Consider the following 18,956-nt stretch of genomic DNA (forward strand, 5'->3'; position numbering starts at 1 on the left):
AGGTCAACGGTTCGTTCCTCCTTCCTCGCCCGCCGCGCCCCTGGGAGGGCTCGGCGCCGGATTCACTGGGCGCCCGGGGCGGGCCGTTGCGAGCCGATCGCCGAGGCCGTCCCGGCCGCCTCAGAGCAGCAGGCCGAAGACACGTGTCGTGCGTTCCCACTGCTCGGTCGCGGGGTTCTTCACCTCCGGATCCACGATCTTGAAAGCCTGGGCCAGTGCCACCGACAGGCCGCCGACGATCTCGGGCAGGCGGCCGGCGGTCTCCTCGCCGACCGACAGGTCGAGCGGAGGCAGCGTGGCGAGCTGCTCCAGGACGGGTTTCAGCTCGATGTCCTCGTCGAGGAGGCGGAACCGGTGGATGCTCTCCTGGAGGCCCTTGGTGACGGGTAGGTCCCAGGGTTCGATAACGTCGCGGCGGTTCGCCTTGGCGTGGGCCTGGCCGATCACCAGAAGGTCGTAAAGCTTGTCGTTCACGAAGTCGCCGTAGCGCCGCAGGTCGTCCTTGTCGACATCGACACCTGCGGCGCTGCGGAAGAAGCGTTCGAATCTCGGCACCGCCATGACAGCCATGGAGGTCTCCTTCCTTCCGGCCCGGAGTCACGCTCCGGCCTGGAGGTAGTCGTGGATCAGCCGTACGGCCATAGCGCCCTCACCGACCGCCGCGGCCACCCGCTTGATCGACCCGCTCCGCACGTCCCCGGCCGCGAACACGCCCGCCCTGCTCGTCTCCAGCGGGAACGGCCGGCCGGCGGATTCGGGCACGCCTTCCTTGCCGCACCGGGTGGCGTCCGCGCCCGTCAGGATGTAGCCCCGCGGGTCGAGCGCGATCTCGTCGGCCAGCCAGGCGGTGTAGGGCTTCGCGCCGATGAAGATGAACATCGCGCGGGCCTCGATCGTGGAACGCTCGCCGGTGACGTTGTTCTCGGCGATGACCGCGGCGAGCCTCTCCTCCCCCGTCAGCTCCCGGACCTCGGTGTTCAGCATGATCTGGATCTGAGGGTGCCGTTCGATCTCGACGGCCAGGTAGCGGGACATGTTCGCGGACAGCGCGTCCTCGCGCACGAGCAGCCGGACGCGGGCGGCGTGCCGGGCCAGGAACAGGGCGGCCTGGCCGGCCGAGTTGCCTCCGCCCACGACGACGATCGGATCCTGCTCGCACATCTGGGCTTCGAACATGGTCGCCGCGTAGTAGACGCTCGTGGGCTCGAACCTTTCCAGGTTTCTGACGTCGAGCCTCCGGTAGCGGACGCCGGTCGCGACGAGCAGGGTGCGCGCGTGGATCGTGGTGCCCTCCCCCACGGTGACGATGTGATCGCCCGCGTCCAGGCGCAGCCCGCGTGCCTGTGCGGGGACGTGGAAGCCCGCGCCGAACTTGCCGGCCTGGATCGCCGCCCGCTCCGCCAGTTCGCCGCCGGAGATCCCGGAGGGGAAGCCGAGGTAGTTCTCGATCCGCGAGGAGGTACCCGCCTGGCCGCCCGTCGCGACATCGTCCAGGACCGTCGTCGCGAGGCCCTCCGACGCCCCGTAGACCGCCGCCGCCAGCCCCGCAGGCCCGGCCCCGATGACGAGCAGGTCGCATCGGGTCTCCCGCACCCGTGGTGCGAGGAGCCCGACCGCCCGGGCCAGCTCCGCGGTGCTCGGGTTGCGAAGCACCCTCTCGCCACGCCAGATCACGACCGGGGTCTCCCGCGGGGTGAGGCCCATGCTCCGCAGGAACCGCTCCGCCTCCTGGTCCTGCTCCAGGTCGATCCACCGGTGCGGCAGCCGGTTGCGTGCCGCGAACTCCCGCAGCCGCCGGGAGTCGGCCGAGAAACGGGAGCCGATGATGCGAAAGCCCGCCCCCAGTTCGATGAGCATCGTGCGGCGGATGAGGTAGGCCCGCAGGATGAGGTCGCCGAGTGCCGGATCCCCCGCGACCAGGCGGCGCAGCGCGTCCGCCGGCACGGCGAGGACCTCGCCGTCCTCGGCCACCACGCCGGTGACGAAGCCCACCTGGCCGGTGAGCACGTTGAGCTCCCCCAGGAACCGGCCTGCCCCGTGAACGCCGATCACCTCGTCGTCCGTCCCGAATCCCTCGACCGTCGCCACCTTGCCGGCCAGGATCGCGAAGAACTCGGTGCACGGGAGGCCCTCCGCGTACAGGACCTCGTCCTGGCGGACGCGGCGCCTCTCGCCGTGCGGGGCAAGCGCCCGGAGCTGCGCGTCGCTCAGCCGCGGGTAGGCCCCCTGCGGGTCCGGCGTCTCGCGGAGCTCAGGCGGCCAGCGCATCGTCTATCCATTCGCGGAGGGCGGGAGCCGGCGCCGCGCCCGATCGCCGGGTGAGGACCCGACCCTGATCGATCACGACAAGCGTCGGGATGGCCTGTACGGTGAAGCGCTCCGAGAGCCGGGGCGCTTCGTCCACGTTCACCTTCACCAGCTTCAGGCGACCGGCCAGATCGGCCGCGACCTGCTCCAGCGCCGGGCTGACCATGCGGCACGGCCCGCACCAAGGTGCCCAGAAGTCGACGACCACCGGGACCCGGGCCGCCTCGACGACCTCGCCGAAGTCGTCGTCCCCGGCCTCGGTGACCCAGGGAAGCGGCTGGTGGCATTCGCCGCACCGCGGGATCCCCGAGGCGGCGCGGGGCAGCCGGTTCCTCCGTCCGCATTTCGAGCATGGGACGACGCTCGCGTCCTTGGTCTGTGACCGCATGGTCAGACCTCCGGATTCTCGTACGTCACCGAGAGCGTGCCGCCGGTCGTTCCGACACGGATGACGGCGCCGTCGCTCGTGGTTGCCGGTCACGGCCGCGGGCAGCGACGTGAACGCCCTGCGCCGCATGGCGTAGCCGACCGCACCCTGGATCAGGCCGGGCATGAGCGGCCCGGCGCCTTCTCCTCCCACCGCGGGGCCGTCCTCACGATGGAGACATGTTCGACGCGAAGTCGTGCCGGGCGAGTGTGTCCACCGCGTGCTGGACCGCTTCGCAGGCGCGTAGGTCGCCGGCACCGTCTTGTGGTTCTCGTGGATCAAGTCCTGTGGTTGGTCGTTCCGGCTACCGAGAAACCTCGGTCACGCGCCATCAGCCATGGCCTGAAAATCAGCCCTCCGCTCTTTGACCCCTACCGATCCAGTCAAAGGGTTCGAATGACGTCCCAAAACCCCTAAATATCCATTTTTCAATCAAATAGCAAAAGCCGCGGTGATTGAACAACTTCCCGGGCCGCCACCACTTCTCCCTGCCCGAGACCATCCGCGCCGGCCGCCTGCGGCCACGGCGCCCCGTCCGCCCCCTGAACCGTGGCCGGCCACCGGCGCTGGGCCCGGCGTCATCGCCGCTTCACCGGACACCTGGCGGAAATCACCGGCATCACGTCCACGCGAACCACCGACGGTTTCTCCGCGCAACACCGGAAGACATATATGCGCTGGTCCCATGATGGATATTTCAGAAGATCTCCGGCCAGGCCCTGCCCTGCCCCGTGGGCAATGACGGTGGCCTCCGGGATTTATCCGAAGTGATCGGAAAATGATGTTTGGCAGGTAATGACCGGTCGGTTACCCGGGCGGCATCGGCGGCGTAGAACTTGAACAGACGTTTCCTCCCGCTTCTTTTCCGCGACCGGCATCGAGGGCAGCCTGAAACAGGGAGGGTCTTTCCCCGTATGCCGGGACACCGTAGCGGCGGACCGCAGGCAGGAGAGGCCCACGGCGGCTGGAACGGCTTCACGGGTTCCCGCGGATCGCGAGATCTCCTGGCCGCGCAGGACGGCGACGTGCCCCGGAGCGCGTGACCGGCACCACGCACTCCGGCCGCGACTTACGGTGCCCGCCGCCTGCGGGCGGGCGCCGCCGATGCCCGCTCACCGTCGGGCGGGCACCGCCGGTGCCCGCTCACCGTCACAGAGCGACCAGCCGTACAGAAGTGACCAGCCATACGGAGGCGACATGAGCGAAGAATACGATCGCACGACCGACCGGCTCGCCCGCGCGCTGGGCTGGGCCAGTCTGGGGCTGGGCGTGGCACCGCTCGTCGCGCCGGGCGCCGTCAGCCGGTTCTGCGGCGTCGACGACTCGGCCCAGGCCCGTGGCGCGGTGGTGCTGGTGGGCGTGCGGGAGATGTTCCACGCGGCGACCCTGCTGGGCAGCCGCAAACCCGTCCCCTGGGTGTGGACACGCGTCGCGGGCGACATCATGGACCTGACGACACTGAACCGGGCACTCTCCAGCCGCACCGGCTGGAGGCGCGGCCGCGTCGCGACCGTCACGGCGGCGGTCGCCGGGATCACGGCCCTCGATCTGTACACCGCGATACGGGCGTGGCACTCGGAGCGAGGGCACGCGGGCCCGCTGGGCCTGCGCACGGCCATCACGATCAACCGCCCCCGCCGGGAGGTGTACCGGTACTGGCACGACTTCGAGAACCTCCCCCGCTTCATGACGCACCTGGAGTCGGTGGAGACGACCGGTGACGGACGCTCGCACTGGAAGGCGACGGGCCCGCTGAAGCCCGTCGAGTGGGACGCGGAGATCGTCGAGGACAGGGCGGACGAGCTGATCGCCTGGCGTTCCCTGCCGGGCGCCCTGGTCGGCAACAGCGGTTCCGTGCGCTTCGCCGACGCCCCCGGCGGACGCGGCACGGAGGTGCGGGTGAACCTCATGTACGACCCGCCGGGCGGCAGGGCCGGAATGACCTTCGCCAGGCTGCTGGGCGAGCATCCCGAGCAGCAGGTACGCGACGACCTGCGCCGGTTCAAGCAGGTCCTGGAGACCGGTGAGGTGGTCCGTTCGGAAGGCAGCCCGGAGGGCACCCGCGCGCTGCGGCAGGCCATGCAGCGTCCCGCCCAGCCCGTGCCGCTGTGAAACCGTGACGTGAGGAGAATTCCATGAAGGCCACCTGCTGGATGGGCCGCAACACCGTCGAGGTCCGGGAGGTTCCCGACCCCAGGATCCTGAACTCCCGCGACGCCGTCGTCCGCATCACCTCGTCCGCGATCTGCGGCTCCGACCTGCACCTCTACGACGGCTACGTCCCGACCATGAAGAAAGGCGACATCCTCGGCCACGAGTTCATGGGCGAGGTGGTGGAGGTGGGCCCGAAGGTGTCGACCCTGAAGGTCGGCGACCGGGTGGTCGTGCCCTTCCCGATCGCCTGCGGCAACTGCACCTCCTGCGAGCACGGCATGTACTCGGTGTGCGAGAACTCCAACCCCAACGCGGGCCTGGCGGAGAAGCTCATGGGTCACGCCCCCTCGGGCATCTTCGGCTACTCCCACATGCTCGGCGGCTATCCGGGAGGCCAGGCGCAGTACGCGCGCGTGCCCTTCGCCGACGTGGGACCGATCAAGATCGAGGACGACCTGCCGGACGAGAAGGTGCTGTTCCTGTCCGACATCCTGCCCACCGGCTGGATGGGCGCGGAGATGTGCGACATCAAGCCCGGCGACACGATCGCCGTGTGGGGGGCCGGTCCTGTCGGCCAGTTCGCGGTCGCCAGCGCCTACCTGATGGGCGCCGAACGGGTCATCTGCATCGACCGCTTCCCCTACCGGCTGAGGCTCGCCGAGCGCGCGGGCGCGGAGGCGCTCAACTACGAGGACGTCGACGTCCTCGACACGCTGCGGGACATGACCGCCGGTCGCGGCCCGGACGCGTGCATCGACGCCGTGGGGATGGAGGCCCACCACCCCACCCCCGCCATGTACGCCTACGACCGGGTCAAGCAGGCGGCCCGGCTGGAGACCGAACGGCCGTACGCCCTGCGTGAGGCGATCATGGCCTGCCGCAACGGCGGGATCGTGTCCGTGATCGGCGTGTACGGCGGCGTGCTCGACAAGTTCCCGATGGGCTCCCTGATGAACCGGTCACTCACCCTCAGAAGCGGCCAGTGCCACGTCCAGCGCTACCTGAAGCCCCTGCTGGCGAAGATCCGCGACGGCGAGATCGACCCCAGCTTCGTCATCACCCACCGCATGCGACTGGAGGACGCCCCGCGCGGCTACGAGATGTTCAAGAACAAGACGGACGAATGCAACAAGATCGTCCTGACCCCGTAGTCGCTATCGTGGGCGGGTGCCTCCCGTCCCCGGTGACCAGCCACCCCGCTTCCTTCGCACCCGCCTGCTCGCCGCGCTCGCCGCCCTCGTGGTCGTCGCCGCCGGGCTCACCGTCCGCGCGGTCACCGGCGGCTGGTTCGGCAAGTACGCGGGCGACGCCCTCTACACCGTGCTCGTGTACGCGCTGGTGGTGCTGGTGTGGCCCCGGGTCACCCCGGTGCGGGCCGCGATCGGCGCGCTGGCGTTCAGCTGGGCGGTCGAACTGGCCCAGCTGACGCCCGTCCCCGCCGCGCTCTCCGAGGCGAGCGTCGTGGCCAGGCTGGTGCTCGGCAGCACGTTCGGCGTGGCCGACCTCGTGGCGTACGCGGCCGGGGCCGTCCTCGCCGCGTCGGCCCATACCCTGCTGGAACACCGTTCCCGGCACCGGCGGGAGCGACCGGCCGCGACGCCCTGAGCATCGCCGCGCGGATCGTATGATTTTCAGACCATGCCTGAAGGACACACCATTCACCGCCTGGCCGGAGAGCACCGGCGGGCGTTCGGCGGGCGGGCCGTGCACGCGGAGAGCCCTCAGGGGCGGTTCGCCGCCGGGGCCCTGCGGATCGACGGCCGGGTGCTCACCGAGGCCGACGCCCACGGCAAGCACCTGCTGCTGGGCTTCGACGACGAGCGGTGGCTCCACGTCCACCTCGGCATCTACGGCAAGTATGCCTTCGGCCAGGCCCCCGTGCCCGCGCCGACGGGGATGGTGCGCCTGCGCCTGAGCAACGAGGGCCGGTACGCCGACCTGCGCGGCCCCAACACCTGCGAGCTGCTCGACCCGGCGGGGAAGGCGGCGCTGCACGCCAGGCTCGGCCCCGACCCGCTCCGGGCCGACGCCGACCCGGAGGCCGCCTGGCGGCGGATCAGCCGCAGCCGCGCCTCGGTCGGGATCCTGCTGATGGACCAGTCGGTCGTCGCGGGCGTGGGCAACATCTACCGGGCCGAGGCGCTGTTCCGGCAGGGCATCGACCCGTCACGGCCCGGCCGCGACCTCACCCACGGCCAGTGGGAGGCGATCTGGGCGGATCTGGTGCTCCTGATGGCCGAGGGCGTCCGGGTGGGTCACATCGACACGGTCAGACCCGAGCACACGCCGGAGGCGATGGGCCGCCCGCCCCGCGTCGACGGCCACGGCGGCGAGGTCTACGTCTACCGGCGCTCCACCATGCCCTGCTTCCTGTGCGGCACCGAGATCCGCACGGAGGTGCTCGCCGGGCGCAACCTCTTCTGGTGCCCGGTCTGCCAGGCCGGCTGACCTCTCCCCGGACCTCCTGGACCGCTCAGGGTCGTGGTCACCGCGCATCGCAGGACATCGGAGCGAGACGAGATCACCGGTACCGGGGAACCGGGCCTCACATCAGCGTCCGGGCCGTCCAGAGCTCGGGGAAGATCTCCCGCCGCATGCTCCGCTCCAGCCAGCTCAGGCCGCTCGACCCGCCGGAGCCCGGCTTGGCGCCCATCGAGCGCCGTACCGCCATGAGGTGCCGGTAGCGCCAGTCGGAGAACTGCTCGGCCAGGTCGGTCAGCGCCTCGGCCAGCGGGGCGAGTGGGCCGCCGTAGACCTCGACCCAGACCGCCTCGACCTCGGGGTCGGGCCCGTACTCGGCGACCAGGTCGCGCTCCAGCACCGAGCGGGGGACCGCGTGGCCAGCGCGGGCGAGGAAGGCCAGGACCGAGTCGTAGAGGCTCGGCCGGTGCAGCGCCTCCACCAGCTCCTCATACGCCTCGGGGTTGCGGCGGTGCGGCCGGATGAGCGCCTCGGACTTGTTGCCGAGCAGGAACTCCACGTGGCGGTAGAGGGCCGACTGGAAGCCGGACCCCTCGCCGAGGGCGTCGCGGAAGGAGTTGAACTGCGCGGGGGTGAGCCAGCTCAGCGCGGCCCAGGCGGCGTTGAGCGCCTCGAAGTGCCGCACGGTGCGCCTGATCGTCAGGATCGCGGCGGTGACGTCGTCCGCGTCGAGCTGCCGCTGGGCGAGACGCCACTCGGTGCGCAGCAGACCGAAGTAGAGCTCCATCACCTGGGTGGTGACCAGGAAGGGAAGTTCCTCCGGGGCATCGGTGATCGTGCGCTGGAGCCCGTGCAGGGTGGCGGTGCCCACGTAGTCGTCGTAGGGCGTACCGGTTTCGAAGCCCAGCGTCGGCAGCCCCTCGTTGGCCTCGGCTCGCGCCTTACGGTCCTGTTCCGTGAGCTGCTTGATGCCGGTCATCACTCCTCCTTCGTCGGTATACCTCCATGGTGGTCTGTATCGGTCTGTACGGAAATAATAGAAGAAAGGCGATTATTGGATTGGGCCTTCGGAACGGAAGGCATCGAGCGGATCAAGTTACGACGTGACGGAGCGTGACCGTGGACGCGATGGATTGGGCGTTGCTGGCCGAACTTCAGGGCGATGCGCGGCTGTCGTACAGCGAGCTCTCGCGCCGGGTGCACCTGTCGGCTCCGGCGGTGGCGGAGCGGGTACGGCGGCTGGAGGAGACCGGGGTGATCACCGGCTACCACGCCCGGGTCGACCCGGCGATGGCCGGGCGCGGTGTGGCCGCCCTGATCAGGATGTCGTGTTACGGGCCCCGCTGCGTGCTCCGCGACGAGCAGGCACTGGCCTGGCCGGAGATCCTGGAGGTGCACCGGGTGACCGGCGACGCGTGCTGCCTGCTGCGGGTGGCCGCCTCCTCGATGACGGCCTTCGAGGAGATGATCGACCGGCTCGCCCCGTACGGCCACCCGTCGAGCATGATGGTGCTCTCCAGCCCCGTCCCCTGGCGCCCGCTCTCCCCCACCTGAAAAGCCCCGCCGAAGGCCTTCAGAGAGACCTAGACCCGGCGAGCCTGTCACCACCGGAAACGGCCCGTCGGAGAAGGCGGAGAAGGGCTCCCAGGGAACGCTACGAAAACCCTTCCGAAGGGTCTTCGCCCGGAGAGCCCGTCACCACCCGCGAGAGGCCCGCCGGAGGAAGCGGGTCAGGAGGGCCTGCGGTGCTCGGCGACGGCCCCGGCGGTGGCTCGCCAGATCGGTGACGCGGGATCGATGACGTCGAAATGATCGCCCGACATTTCCAAATAAGTCACCTGATCGCCTGACTCCTGGGCGGCTCGCGCGTAGCGGCGGCCGAAGTCGACCAGGTCGAGATCGTCCCCGCCGCCCTGCACGATGAGCTGGGGCACCCCCAGGGGAAGCCGTTCCATCGGCCCCGAACTCCGGTAGGCGGCGGGCGCCTCGGCGGCGGATCCGCCGAGCGCGACGGCCACCGCGCCGGAGCTCATGTGCCTGCGGTCCCCCTCGGCCAGGTCGAGCACCCCCGCCAGGGAGACGGCCAGGGTGATCCGGTGGTCGTCGGCGGCGGCGCGGAGGGCGAGCTGCCCGCCCGCCGAGTGGCCGATCACCACGAGCGGCCCCCGGGCACTCTCCGCCGCGAGGGCGACGCCCCGGGCGACGTCCTCGGTGGTCGCGTCCCAGCCGTGCAGGTCGGGACGGCGGTATTCGAGGTTCCAGGCGGCGAACCCGCGCTCGGCGAGGTCGATGGCGAGCGCGTCCATCAGGTCCGCACCCCAGATGGACCGCCAGAAACCACCGTGCAGCAACACCACGGTGGGTGTCCGCTCCCCGGCCTCGCGCGTCGCCGTCGTGGGCACCTGCTCGACGGTCTCGTACGAAAACGGCTCGACGGCCACCTCACGCGGCGTGACCTCGGCGGGCGCCCGACCCGCGATCTCGTACGGGGGACGCACCTCCGCCCACTGGTCGGGATGGTCGCCATAGGCGATCCGGTGCGCGGGACGGCGCAGGCGGTGGACGGCGTGCCTGATCGCCCAGGTCAGCCCCCAGATCCCCCGCCCGTGAATGTGCGTCCCCAACGCGCTCCCCGCACCGCCCGCGCCACCCGAGCCCCCCACGGACCCCGCGCCGCCCGGCACCCTCGGGCCACCACCCGGGCCCCCCGGAGACCCCGCACCCCCCACGGCCCCCGCGGCCCCCGCGCCATCCGCGAACGCCGCACCGCCCACCACCCCCGCAGCACCCGCGAACCCCGTACCACCCGGGGCGGCGGGAAGCGGGGCGTCGGCCTTCGTCAGGTCGAGCCAGACCGCGTCGGGGCGCTCGGCGAACAGGGCGCGGACCTCCGGATCCGGGCCGGGCAGGACGACCAGGACGTCGGGGGATCCAAGCGCCGTCCGGAAACCAGGCAGATCCGGGGCCGCCGACACCGTCCCGCCGACGCCGAGAGCCGCGAACTCGCGGTCGGCCACCTCGGTGAGCAGGCGAAGGTCCGCGACCAGACCGGGACCGGCGAGCACCAGCACGTGCGGATTCGGAGTAAACATCCGTTTATTCTGCCCCATTGCCGCGTGTTTACGGCTCGGGGATATATGCCTGCATCAGCAGTTTCTCGGCGTCGTCCAGATAGCTCTCCAGGGCCCGCTCGGCCTCGGCCGCGCGTCCGGCCTCCATGAGCTCGACCAGCTCCAGGTTGCGGGCCACGAAGGGCTCGTGGAAGGCGCGGGGGTTCTTCATGACGTGGAAGACCAGGCGGAGCTCGGCCAGCAGCTGGCGCATCGCCTCGTCCAGGCGGGGGCTGCCGTTGAGGGCGGCGAGGCCCTGGTGGAAACGGATGTTGGCCGTGCCGACGTCCTGCCAGCGCCCCTCCCCGGCGGCGCGGGACGCCTCGGTGACGGCCTCCTTGATGGCGGCCAGGGCGTCACGGGAGGCGTGCGCGCCGTTCCGCACCGCGGCACCCTCGATCACCCTGCGCACCCGGTAGAGGTCGGCCACGTCCTCGGCCGACAGCACGCGCACGAACACCCCGCGGTTGAGCCGATGCTCCAGCAACCGTTCGTGGCCGAGCAGCCGGAACGCCTCGCGCAGGGTGTTGCGGGAGACCTCCAGCGCCGCGCCGATGCTCTCCTCCGACAGGCGCTGACCCGGGACGAAGAGCCCCTCGGCGATCCGGTCCCTGAGGATGTCGGCGACCACCTCGGCCGCGCTGCTGCGCCCGAGGCGGCCGCGGTCGCGCTGTAGCGCCGCGGTGACGTTTTCCACGGTCCCAAGAAATCATCAAACAAACCTATTGTCGAATTGTTGAACGATTCTTATGTTGATAGGACCACGACGAGCAGCCGGATCACCAAACCCACCACGAGCGAGACACGCCACCGGAACACCCGCCGCGAGCGAGACACCTCCCACGAACACGAACGCGAACGCGAACGCGAACGGAACATCCCACAAAGACGAAACACCTCCCACGAGCGGGACATCCCCCCGAAAAGGTAAGGAGCACACGCGATGGCAAGCTCCCAGACCAGGCGGGTCATTGTGGCCGGACTGGTCGGCACCTCCCTGGAGTGGTACGACTTCTTCCTCTACGGTTCGGCCGCCGCGCTGGTCTTCAACAAGCTCTTCTTCCCCACCTTCGAACCGCTGACCGGCACGCTGCTGGCGTTCCTCACCTACGCGATCGGGTTCGTCGCGCGACCGCTCGGCGGGATCGTGTTCGGCCACTTCGGCGACCGGGTCGGCCGCAAGAACGTGCTGGTGGTGACGCTGCTGCTGATGGGCGTCGCCACCTTCCTGATCGGCCTGCTGCCCGGCTACGCCACCATCGGCGTGGCCGCCCCGCTGCTGCTCGTCACCCTGCGCTTCGTACAGGGGCTCGGCCTGGGCGGCGAGTGGGGAGGGGCCGTGCTGATGTCCATCGAACACGGCGACCCCCGGCGGCGCGGGTTCAACGCGAGCTGGCCGCAGGTCGGGGTGCCCGCGGGGAACCTGCTCGCGGCGGCCGTGCTCGGGATCATGTCGGCGGCGCTTCCCGAGGAGGCGTTCCTGTCGTGGGGGTGGCGGGTGCCGTTCCTGCTGTCGGGAGCGCTGGTGGTCGTGGGTCTGTGGATCCGCCTGCGGATCGTGGAGTCGCCGCTGTTCGCCCAGGTCGAGCGGGCGGGCGCGAAGGCCCGGATGCCGCTGCTGGAGGTGCTGCGCACGCACCCGCGCGCGCTGGTCTCCGCGGGTCTCGCGCGCATCGGCGTGGACGTCGCCTTCTACATCTTCGTGACCTACATCCTGGCCTACGTCACCGGTCCGCTCGGGCTCGAACGCGGGGTGGCGCTGAACGCGGTGCTGATCGGCTCCGCCTTCCAGCTCTTCCTGATCCCGCTGTTCGGCGCGCTGTCGGACAGGGTCGGCCGCCGGCGGGTCTACCTGGCGGGCGTGATCGGGGCCGCGGTCTGGGTGTTCGCCTTCTTCCCACTGCTCGACACCAGGTCCTTCCCGCTGATCGCGCTGGCCTCGATCGTGGCCCTCGCCTGCCACGCCGCGATGTACGGGCCCCAGGCGGCCTTCATCGCCGAGCTGTTCAGCACCCGCCTGCGCTACAGCGGCGCCTCGATGGGCTACCAGGTCGCCGGGATCTTCGGGGGCGCCCTCGCCCCGATCGTCGCGCTGTGGCTGTTCGACCGGTTCGGCGGCACCCTCGCCGTCTCGCTCTACGTGGTCGCCGCGCTGGCCGTCACCGCGGCGGGCCTCGCCATGGCCCCCCGGACGCACGACGACACGCCCGGCCCCGGCAGCACCCTCGGCGACGCCTCCACCGGAGACCCCGGCGACCCCCGAAACCCCGAAGACCCCGAAGGCACCCGCGACGGCGTCGGCGACCCGGGAACGCGCACGGGGACCGCTTCCCGGGACGCCTGACCTCCCCGGCCGCGGCCACCGGCCCTCCCCGGTGGCCGCGGCTCCCCCCGACGCCTGGAACCTCCCGGTTTTCCCGACAATTCACCGAACTCACCGGCCCACCGGCTCGTCAAACCCCGTTGGAGTACGTGAGGAACCGCCAGAGCCCGCCACGAAGGACGCCGGCCGGGCCGGTGGCCGGGGACGGCCATCCCCGGTCACCGGCCTCCGGTGCCCGCCCAGAGGAGGATCGACATGCCCATCGGAAGAAGCGTCGCCGTCGCGGTGTTCGCGGTCATCGCGGTGATCGTCCTGATCAGCGTCGGAGGCGGCTTCGAACGCACCGAACCGGGCCAGGTGGCCGTCGTCAGGGACGGCGGCCCGCTGGACGACTCCGGGATCCGGCAGGTCATCCCGCCCGACTCGGGGCTCACCTGGGTCGGCCTGTGGTCGTCGGTGCACTCCTACCCGGCCCAGCAGCGGATCTACACCATCACCACCGACGCCAAGCGGGCCAGCTCCAGCGGCGTGGACGAGGTGACCGTGCCGAGTTCCGACGGGGTGAACCTCGGCATCGAGGGCACGCTCTACTTCACGCTCAACCTCGACCAGGAGATGCTCAAGCGCTTCGACGACCGGTACGGCACCCGTACCTACCTGGGCCAGGACGGCGAGCTGCGCTCCGCCTGGGACGGGGACGAGGGCTGGAACGCGTTCTTCATCCAGTCCGTGCGACCGGTGATCTACAACGCCCTGCGCAGCCAGATCGGCGCCGCCGAGTGCGTCGAGCTGCTCTCCTCCTGCTCGCTGGTGCAGACGACCTCGAACAAGAAGACCCTCCCCGCCGTCATCGACAGCAACGCCTCCATCATCCGCGCCCAGAACGGCATCAACCAGCTCCTTGAGCGCGACCTGGAGCAGCTGCTCGGCGGCCGTTTCTTCACCGGCCTGCGGTTCACGCTGGTCCGGGTGACGCTGCCGCCCGAGATCCAGGCCGCGGTGAACAAGACCCAGGTCGCCCAGGCGGGGATCGCCGAGGCGGAGGCGAAGGCGTCGCAGGCCGACGTCGAGGCCGAGGCGAAGATCAGGCAGGCCGAGGCGGACGCGAAGGCGTCGGTCGCGCTGGCGAAGGGCGAGGCCGAGGCGAACAAGCAGCTGCAGGAGAGCTACCGCAAGTGCCGTGCCTGCGTCGAGATCGACAAGCTCAACGCCCTCCCCGACGGCATCACCGTCTACGCCCCGGGCAATTCCGACGTCGTCGTCCCGGCGAAGTGACCCCGCCCCCCGGCCCGACCCCCGGCGCCGCCGCTCCCTCCGGACGGCGGCCCCGGGACGTCCGGCCCGTTCCGGACTCGGGTGAACCCGGCCCTCGCACGCGGGGCCGGGTTCGCCTGAGTCCGGGCACAGGCCTACCAGGCCTGGGCACATCCGGAGTCGTGCATATAAGATCACTAAAATGATGGTATGTCCGCTTACCGGAAAGATCTCTAGCCGTGGAACCCCCGAGACGTTAACGTCTGCGCATGCGCCACGTTGAGATCTCGGGCAAGCGGCTCCGGCTCAGGGAGATCACCATCGACGACGTGGACGCCCTGCATGCCGTCTACGGTGATCCGACCGCCACCGAGCACCTGCCGTTCGACCCCCGCACCCGCGAGGAGGTCGAAGAGACGATCATCGAGGCGATCAAGTGCTCGGAGGTCGAGCCCCGGCGGCTCTACGTGCTGGCGGTGACCGACCTCGACGGCGGCGAGGCCTTCGGCGTCGCCCGGCTGCACATCGAGGCCGACCACCCGCACAGCGCCGAGATCGGCCTCGGGCTCCGTCCCGACCACTGGGGCCGGGGCATCGGCACCGACCTGATCCGGCTGATCCTCACGTTCGGCTTCCGCGACCTGCGCCTGCACCGCATCTGGGGCGCCCGCTCCCCCGCCAACACCGCCGCGCAACTGGCGATGCTGGTCGCCGGGATGGTCGAGGAGGGCAGGATCAGGCACCACGTACGGGCCCGCGGGGTCTGGCGCGACTCCGTCGTGCACTCGGCGCTGGAAGACGAGTGGGAGGGCCACCGCGACGTCTGACCCGGAAGATCCCCGGCCCGAACCGGCCGTGGACCAGCCGTGGACCGGCCCCGAGCCAGCCGCGAACCGGCCACGCGTCTGCCGCGAACCGGTCGCGCACCCACAGCGCGCCCGCCGCAGTCCCGCCATGGCCCCGTCGCGGCCTCGCCGTGGTCCCGTCGTGGACCGGTCCCGAGCCAACCGTGAACCGGTCACGCGTCTGCCGCGTACCTGTCATGAACCGGCCGCGGACACGGGAGACCCCACCTCCGCGCCCCCCTTTCAGAATGTTGTGACGGGAATGCTGCCGTTTCCGGTCACGGGAAGTGTCAAATGGCCCTAGAGTCCGCGCATGTGAGCGAAAGTCCCATCCTCCCCGTACGAGGGCGCCCGGTGCGGCCCTCCGGAAGGCACCGCAGACCGGTGCCCTCCCAGCTCCCGCCCGAGGCGCCAGCGCTGGTGCTGGCCGCGCTCGGCGACGCCTCCGGCACGGCCGCGGAGCTCGCGGCGCTCATACGGGGGGACAACCCACAGATCCAGGTCCGCCTGGCCGCGCTCGGCGAGGACGGCAAGGAGCTGACCTCCGAGCTGGAGGCCGCCGCCAGGGAACGGCCGGAGGACGCCACGGCCGCGGTCGTGGTGCCGCTGCTGACCGGCCCGCACCCGGTCGCGGACCGGCTGATCGCCGAGGCCGTCGCCTCCAGCAAGGTCGCGGTGACGGTCACCGACCCCCTGGGGCCGCACCCGCTGCTCGCCGAGGCGCTGCACATCCGCCTGTCGGAGAGAAGCCTGGCGCGGGCCGACCGGATGCGGCTGCTCAACGTCTCCAGCCCGGTCGACGCGGTCATCCTCGCCACCGTCGGCGGCGAGAACGCGGCGGCGGAGGCCCAGCCGACGGCGGTGTTGCTCGCCTCGCGGCTGACCCTGCCCGTCCTGGTCGCCTCCCTCGACAGCGCGCCCGCCGTGGCCGACGCGGCCGGGCGGCTGCGCGGCATTGGCGCCCAGCGCATCGCCCTGTCCCCCTGCGTCCTGGGCCCCGAGGCGCCCCCCGGGCTCGCGAGCGCGGCGGCCGAGGAGGTCGGGGCCGAGTGCGCCGACCTCCTCGGGGCGCACGACCTGATCGCCGACCTGGCCGCCCGCGCCTACGGGAGCGTCCTGTCCGCGGATTGAGCGTCCCCGTGTGATCCGTCTCCTCTGACGGGTAATGACCCGCGTAGCTGTCAGAGGAGATAGATCATGCTGTTCGGAAAAGAACACGTCGACCGATACATAGCGACCGACGGAGCCGAGGGACACGAGTGGCAGGGCACCACCGCCCTGCTCCTCACCACCACCGGCCGCAAGTCCGGCGAGCCGCGGACCAGCCCGCTCATCTACCAGCGCCACGGCGGCGACCTTCTCGTCGTCGCCTCCAAGGGGGGCTCCGACAAGCCGCCGCTGTGGTACCTCAACCTCCAGGAGAACCCCGAGGTCGAGGTGCAGGTGCTGGGTGACCGGTTCAGGGCCAGGGCCCGCACCGCCACGCCCGAGGAGAAGCCGGAGCTGTGGTCGATCATGACCGCGGCCTGGCCCGCCTACGACGAGTACACGCGGAAGACCGACCGGGAGATCCCCGTGGTCGTGCTGGAGCGGATCACGTCGTGACCGGAAACCGGCGCGGCCGGGCCCGGCGAGGAGTAGGGGCGGGTCAGGGCTCCAGCCAGACGTAGCCCGCGAACCTGCCGGTCGTTCCCTCCCTGCGGTGGGAGAACAGGTCGGCGCTCTCGATGGTGCAGCGGGTGTCGTGGGTGATCTCCCCGACGCCCGCCTTGCCCAGCTGCGAGGTGATCGCGGCCCGCAGGTCGAGGGCCGGGGTGTCCTGGCGGGTGATCGACCACGCCTCGGGGAGCAGCACCGCGACCTCGTCGCGCATCCCCGCGGGGACCTCGTAGCAGGTGCCGCAGGCCATCGGGCCGATCAGGGCGGTCATCCTCGCCGGGTCCGCGCCGCGCTCGGCCATCTCCTCGACCAGGGCCGTGACCACGCCCGACATGGTGCCGACCCGTCCCGAGTGGGCGGCGCCGACCAGCCCGGCCGTCGGCTCGGCCAGCAGGACCGGCGCGCAGTCGGCGCAGAGCGCGGCCAGGCCGAGGCCGGGCACGTCGGTGCAGACCCCGTCCAGCGGCGGCGGGTCGGCGCCGAACGGCTCCTTGACGTACCGGACGTCGGCGCTGTGGACCTGCCGCATGAACACGACCCGCTCCAGGCCGAACTCGGCGGCCGTCCTGGCCCTGTTCGCCGCGACCGCGTCCGGCTCGTCGCCGCACATGCCCCCGAGGTTGCGGCTGCCGTACGGGCCGGCGCTGACCCCACCGTGACGATCGGTGATCCTCATCTGAAAGTTCACGGGCCGACCCTACCCGCCCAGGAACCCGGTCCCCCGGACGTTCGTTTCACAAGGACACAGAACTCCTCAGAGATTGCGAGCGTCATGGCGCAGGTTGTGTACGACCGCAAGGAGCAGTACCAGCAGATCGAGAGCGGCCTGATGCCCGGCGAGCAGATCATCGCCGTCTACGACGCCATCGGCACGGGCACCGGTTTCCTGGGGCTCACCGACAGGCGCGTGATCGTGCAGGACAAGTCGTTCGTCGGCAAGAAGATCGCCATCACGAGCATCCCGTACAACAAGGTCTCGGCGGTGAGCGTGGTGAGCAACAAGTCGATCGCGGGCTCGTTCTTCTCCTCGGGCGCCATCGCCATCCACGTGGGCACCCACACGTACGAGGTGGAGTTCCGGGGCGACAACAAGGCGCACCACGTGCACAACGTGATCCTGCACTACATCACCGCCTAGGAACCCCACCTCGGGAAGCCCCGGCCCGGGAGCTCACCTTGGAGAGACCCGGCCCGGGAGCTTCACCTCGGAGAGACCCGGCCCGGGAACCCCGCCTCGGGGAGACCCGCGGAAACGTCACACCCCGGCGACTCCGGCGACGCTCCGGTAGAGCTCCATCGTCCGCTCGGCGATGCGCTCCCAGGAGAAGTGCTCCACCGCGCGGATCCGCCCGGCCTCGCCCATCCGGGTCGCGAGCGCGGGGTCGGCCAGCAGCCGGTTGACCCGCTCGGCGAGGCCGGCGGCGAAGGCGTCGGGGTCGTGCGGGGTGCCGTCGGCGGCCTGGTCGATCGGGACCAGCAGGCCGGTCGAGCCGTCGGCCACGACCTCGGGGATGCCGCCGGTCGCGGTGGCCACGACGGCGGTCTCGCAGGCCATCGCCTCCAGGTTGACGATGCCCATCGGCTCGTAGACCGAGGGGCAGACGAACACGGTGGCGTGGGTGAGGATCTGGATCACCTCGGGGCGGGGGAGCATCTCCGAGATCCAGACGACGCCCTCGCGGTCGAGCCCGCGCACGAGCGCGGTCACCTCGGCGGCGATCTCGGGCGTGTCGGGCGCGCCCGCGCAGAGCACCAGCTGGGCGTCGGGGTGGAAGTCGCGCGCCGCGTGGAGCAGGTGGACGAGCCCCTTCTGCCGGGTGATGCGGCCCACGAAGACGACGTACGGCCTGCTCGGGTCGATGCCGTGCCGCTCCAGGACGTCGGTGTCGCGGTCGGGGGCGTACTCGCCGGTGTCGATCCCGTTGTGGATCACCGTGACCTTCTCCGGCGGGATCTCCGGGTAGCTCGCCAGCACGTCGCGGCGCATCCCCTCGGAGACCGCGATGATCGCGTCGGCGGTGGCCAGGGCGCCGCGCTCGGCCCACGACGACAGCGTGTAACCGCCGCCCAGCTGCTCTGCCTTCCACGGCCGCAGCGGCTCCAGGCTGTGCGTGGTCACCACGTGGGGCGTCCCGTAGAGCATCTTGGCGACGTGGCCGGCGAAATTGGCGTACCAGGTGTGGCTGTGGACCAGGTCGGCGCCCTCGCACCCGGCGGCCATCTCCAGATCGACCCCGAGCACCTGGAGCGCGGCGTTGGCCGTCTCCAGGCCGCCGGGCACCCGGTAGGCCGCGACGCCCTCCTCCTGCCGAGGCGCTCCGAAACAGCGGACCCGGGTGTCGGCGAGCCTTCGCAGCTCCCGGGCGAGGTATTCGACGTGAACTCCCGCCCCTCCGTAGACGTCGGGGGGATATTCACGGGTCAGCAGATCCACTCGCATGCGATCAGCCTAGTGT

At 71.0% G+C, this 18,956-nt stretch carries 19 protein-coding genes; 11 read left to right on the plus strand and 8 right to left on the minus strand.

Features of this window, described 5'->3' with window-relative positions:
• Positions 1 to 120: 120 nt before the first annotated feature.
• Genes ABT053_RS01640 through trxA form a run of 3 tightly spaced genes read right to left on the minus strand, consistent with a single transcriptional unit; the run spans position 121 to position 2,887 of the window.
• On the minus strand, positions 121 to 570 hold the full coding sequence (locus ABT053_RS01640) for a DUF1931 family protein (RefSeq protein WP_350966868.1): 450 nt from the start codon (positions 568 to 570) through the stop codon (positions 121 to 123).
• Positions 571 to 597: 27 nt separating this feature from the next.
• Positions 598 to 2,268, minus strand: a complete 1,671-nt coding sequence (locus tag ABT053_RS01645) for an FAD-dependent oxidoreductase (RefSeq protein WP_350966869.1) — start codon at positions 2,266 to 2,268, stop codon at positions 598 to 600.
• Positions 2,252 to 2,887, minus strand: coding sequence for a thioredoxin (gene trxA, locus ABT053_RS01650; protein WP_350966870.1), 636 nt, complete (start codon positions 2,885 to 2,887; stop codon positions 2,252 to 2,254). Before trxA ends, ABT053_RS01645 begins: the two co-directional genes overlap by 17 nt.
• A gap of 1,044 nt (positions 2,888 to 3,931) precedes the next feature.
• Here trxA and ABT053_RS01655 point away from each other — a divergent pair.
• The 4 genes from ABT053_RS01655 to ABT053_RS01670 are packed head-to-tail and all read left to right on the plus strand — an operon-like array spanning position 3,932 to position 7,336.
• Positions 3,932 to 4,846 (plus strand): SRPBCC family protein, encoded by a 915-nt coding sequence (locus ABT053_RS01655; protein ID WP_350966871.1) that lies wholly within the window; start codon positions 3,932 to 3,934, stop codon positions 4,844 to 4,846.
• Between the two features lie 23 nt (positions 4,847 to 4,869).
• Positions 4,870 to 6,039: a zinc-dependent alcohol dehydrogenase gene (locus ABT053_RS01660; protein ID WP_350966872.1), complete on the plus strand. Its 1,170-nt coding sequence runs from the start codon at positions 4,870 to 4,872 to the stop codon at positions 6,037 to 6,039.
• A 16-nt stretch (positions 6,040 to 6,055) separates the two neighbouring features.
• Positions 6,056 to 6,493 carry a ribosomal maturation YjgA family protein gene (locus ABT053_RS01665; protein WP_350966873.1) on the plus strand — a complete coding sequence of 146 codons (438 nt, stop codon included), beginning with the start codon at positions 6,056 to 6,058 and terminating at the stop codon, positions 6,491 to 6,493.
• Between the two features lie 33 nt (positions 6,494 to 6,526).
• Entirely contained in the window at positions 6,527 to 7,336 is an 810-nt protein-coding gene (locus tag ABT053_RS01670; RefSeq protein ID WP_350966874.1) for an Fpg/Nei family DNA glycosylase, read from the plus strand.
• Between the two features lie 97 nt (positions 7,337 to 7,433).
• On the opposite strand, the gene ABT053_RS01675 is transcribed toward ABT053_RS01670, so the two are convergent.
• The gene (locus ABT053_RS01675; protein ID WP_350966875.1) at positions 7,434 to 8,288 is read right to left on the minus strand and encodes a tryptophan 2,3-dioxygenase; all 855 of its coding nucleotides are present in this window, start codon (positions 8,286 to 8,288) and stop codon (positions 7,434 to 7,436) included.
• A 149-nt stretch (positions 8,289 to 8,437) separates the two neighbouring features.
• Here ABT053_RS01675 and ABT053_RS01680 point away from each other — a divergent pair, with 149 nt between their 5' ends.
• Positions 8,438 to 8,863, plus strand: coding sequence for an Lrp/AsnC family transcriptional regulator (locus ABT053_RS01680; protein WP_350967101.1), 426 nt, complete (start codon positions 8,438 to 8,440; stop codon positions 8,861 to 8,863).
• A 176-nt stretch (positions 8,864 to 9,039) separates the two neighbouring features.
• On the opposite strand, the gene ABT053_RS01685 is transcribed toward ABT053_RS01680, so the two are convergent.
• Together ABT053_RS01685 and ABT053_RS01690 are read right to left on the minus strand one after the other, a co-directional pair.
• On the minus strand, positions 9,040 to 10,401 hold the full coding sequence (locus ABT053_RS01685) for an alpha/beta hydrolase (protein WP_350966876.1): 1,362 nt from the start codon (positions 10,399 to 10,401) through the stop codon (positions 9,040 to 9,042).
• 28 nt (positions 10,402 to 10,429) lie between these two features.
• The gene (locus ABT053_RS01690; RefSeq protein WP_350966877.1) at positions 10,430 to 11,116 is read right to left on the minus strand and encodes a GntR family transcriptional regulator; all 687 of its coding nucleotides are present in this window, start codon (positions 11,114 to 11,116) and stop codon (positions 10,430 to 10,432) included.
• Between the two features lie 246 nt (positions 11,117 to 11,362).
• Between ABT053_RS01690 and ABT053_RS01695 the strand changes: the two genes are divergently transcribed.
• From ABT053_RS01695 to ABT053_RS01715, 5 genes are all read left to right on the plus strand, one after another.
• Entirely contained in the window at positions 11,363 to 12,763 is a 1,401-nt protein-coding gene (locus ABT053_RS01695) for an MFS transporter (protein ID WP_350966878.1), read from the plus strand.
• 234 nt (positions 12,764 to 12,997) lie between these two features.
• Positions 12,998 to 14,017 carry an SPFH domain-containing protein gene (locus ABT053_RS01700; protein ID WP_350966879.1) on the plus strand — a complete coding sequence of 340 codons (1,020 nt, stop codon included), beginning with the start codon at positions 12,998 to 13,000 and terminating at the stop codon, positions 14,015 to 14,017.
• Between the two features lie 248 nt (positions 14,018 to 14,265).
• Positions 14,266 to 14,823 (plus strand): GNAT family N-acetyltransferase, encoded by a 558-nt coding sequence (locus tag ABT053_RS01705; RefSeq protein WP_350966880.1) that lies wholly within the window; start codon positions 14,266 to 14,268, stop codon positions 14,821 to 14,823.
• Between the two features lie 402 nt (positions 14,824 to 15,225).
• Positions 15,226 to 15,972 (plus strand): sirohydrochlorin chelatase, encoded by a 747-nt coding sequence (locus ABT053_RS01710; RefSeq protein WP_350966881.1) that lies wholly within the window; start codon positions 15,226 to 15,228, stop codon positions 15,970 to 15,972.
• 66 nt (positions 15,973 to 16,038) lie between these two features.
• The gene (locus ABT053_RS01715) at positions 16,039 to 16,446 is read left to right on the plus strand and encodes a nitroreductase family deazaflavin-dependent oxidoreductase (protein ID WP_350966882.1); all 408 of its coding nucleotides are present in this window, start codon (positions 16,039 to 16,041) and stop codon (positions 16,444 to 16,446) included.
• A gap of 43 nt (positions 16,447 to 16,489) precedes the next feature.
• Here ABT053_RS01715 and pgeF read toward each other — a convergent pair whose 3' ends face one another.
• Positions 16,490 to 17,176: a peptidoglycan editing factor PgeF gene (gene pgeF / locus ABT053_RS01720; RefSeq protein ID WP_350967102.1), complete on the minus strand. Its 687-nt coding sequence runs from the start codon at positions 17,174 to 17,176 to the stop codon at positions 16,490 to 16,492.
• A gap of 96 nt (positions 17,177 to 17,272) precedes the next feature.
• On the opposite strand from pgeF, the gene ABT053_RS01725 reads away from it, so the two are divergent.
• Complete coding sequence (locus tag ABT053_RS01725; RefSeq protein WP_350966883.1) at positions 17,273 to 17,638, plus strand: PH domain-containing protein; 366 nt, start codon at positions 17,273 to 17,275, stop codon at positions 17,636 to 17,638.
• Between the two features lie 117 nt (positions 17,639 to 17,755).
• On the opposite strand, the gene glgA is transcribed toward ABT053_RS01725, so the two are convergent.
• Positions 17,756 to 18,940 (minus strand): glycogen synthase, encoded by a 1,185-nt coding sequence (gene glgA / locus ABT053_RS01730; RefSeq protein ID WP_350966884.1) that lies wholly within the window; start codon positions 18,938 to 18,940, stop codon positions 17,756 to 17,758.
• Positions 18,941 to 18,956: the final 16 nt, after the last annotated feature.

The organism is Streptosporangium sp. NPDC002524, assembly GCF_040295985.1.
Taxonomy (GTDB): domain Bacteria; phylum Actinomycetota; class Actinomycetes; order Streptosporangiales; family Streptosporangiaceae; genus Streptosporangium.

What these genes read in the sequence shown, in the direction of transcription:
- pgeF (WP_350967102.1), bottom strand. Translation starts at nt 17,176, where the DNA reads ATGAGGATCACCGATCGTCACGGTGGGGTCAGCGCCGGCCCGTACGGC.
- ABT053_RS01705 (WP_350966880.1), top strand. Translation starts at nt 14,266, where the DNA reads ATGCGCCACGTTGAGATCTCGGGCAAGCGGCTCCGGCTCAGGGAGATC.
- ABT053_RS01655 (WP_350966871.1), top strand. Translation starts at nt 3,932, where the DNA reads ATGAGCGAAGAATACGATCGCACGACCGACCGGCTCGCCCGCGCGCTG.
- ABT053_RS01715 (WP_350966882.1), top strand. Translation starts at nt 16,039, where the DNA reads ATGCTGTTCGGAAAAGAACACGTCGACCGATACATAGCGACCGACGGA.
- ABT053_RS01680 (WP_350967101.1), top strand. Translation starts at nt 8,438, where the DNA reads ATGGATTGGGCGTTGCTGGCCGAACTTCAGGGCGATGCGCGGCTGTCG.
- ABT053_RS01660 (WP_350966872.1), top strand. Translation starts at nt 4,870, where the DNA reads ATGAAGGCCACCTGCTGGATGGGCCGCAACACCGTCGAGGTCCGGGAG.
- ABT053_RS01725 (WP_350966883.1), top strand. Translation starts at nt 17,273, where the DNA reads ATGGCGCAGGTTGTGTACGACCGCAAGGAGCAGTACCAGCAGATCGAG.
- ABT053_RS01700 (WP_350966879.1), top strand. Translation starts at nt 12,998, where the DNA reads ATGCCCATCGGAAGAAGCGTCGCCGTCGCGGTGTTCGCGGTCATCGCG.
- ABT053_RS01640 (WP_350966868.1), bottom strand. Translation starts at nt 570, where the DNA reads ATGGCTGTCATGGCGGTGCCGAGATTCGAACGCTTCTTCCGCAGCGCC.
- ABT053_RS01645 (WP_350966869.1), bottom strand. Translation starts at nt 2,268, where the DNA reads ATGCGCTGGCCGCCTGAGCTCCGCGAGACGCCGGACCCGCAGGGGGCC.
- ABT053_RS01685 (WP_350966876.1), bottom strand. Translation starts at nt 10,401, where the DNA reads ATGTTTACTCCGAATCCGCACGTGCTGGTGCTCGCCGGTCCCGGTCTG.
- ABT053_RS01670 (WP_350966874.1), top strand. Translation starts at nt 6,527, where the DNA reads ATGCCTGAAGGACACACCATTCACCGCCTGGCCGGAGAGCACCGGCGG.
- ABT053_RS01675 (WP_350966875.1), bottom strand. Translation starts at nt 8,288, where the DNA reads ATGACCGGCATCAAGCAGCTCACGGAACAGGACCGTAAGGCGCGAGCC.
- glgA (WP_350966884.1), bottom strand. Translation starts at nt 18,940, where the DNA reads ATGCGAGTGGATCTGCTGACCCGTGAATATCCCCCCGACGTCTACGGA.
- ABT053_RS01695 (WP_350966878.1), top strand. Translation starts at nt 11,363, where the DNA reads ATGGCAAGCTCCCAGACCAGGCGGGTCATTGTGGCCGGACTGGTCGGC.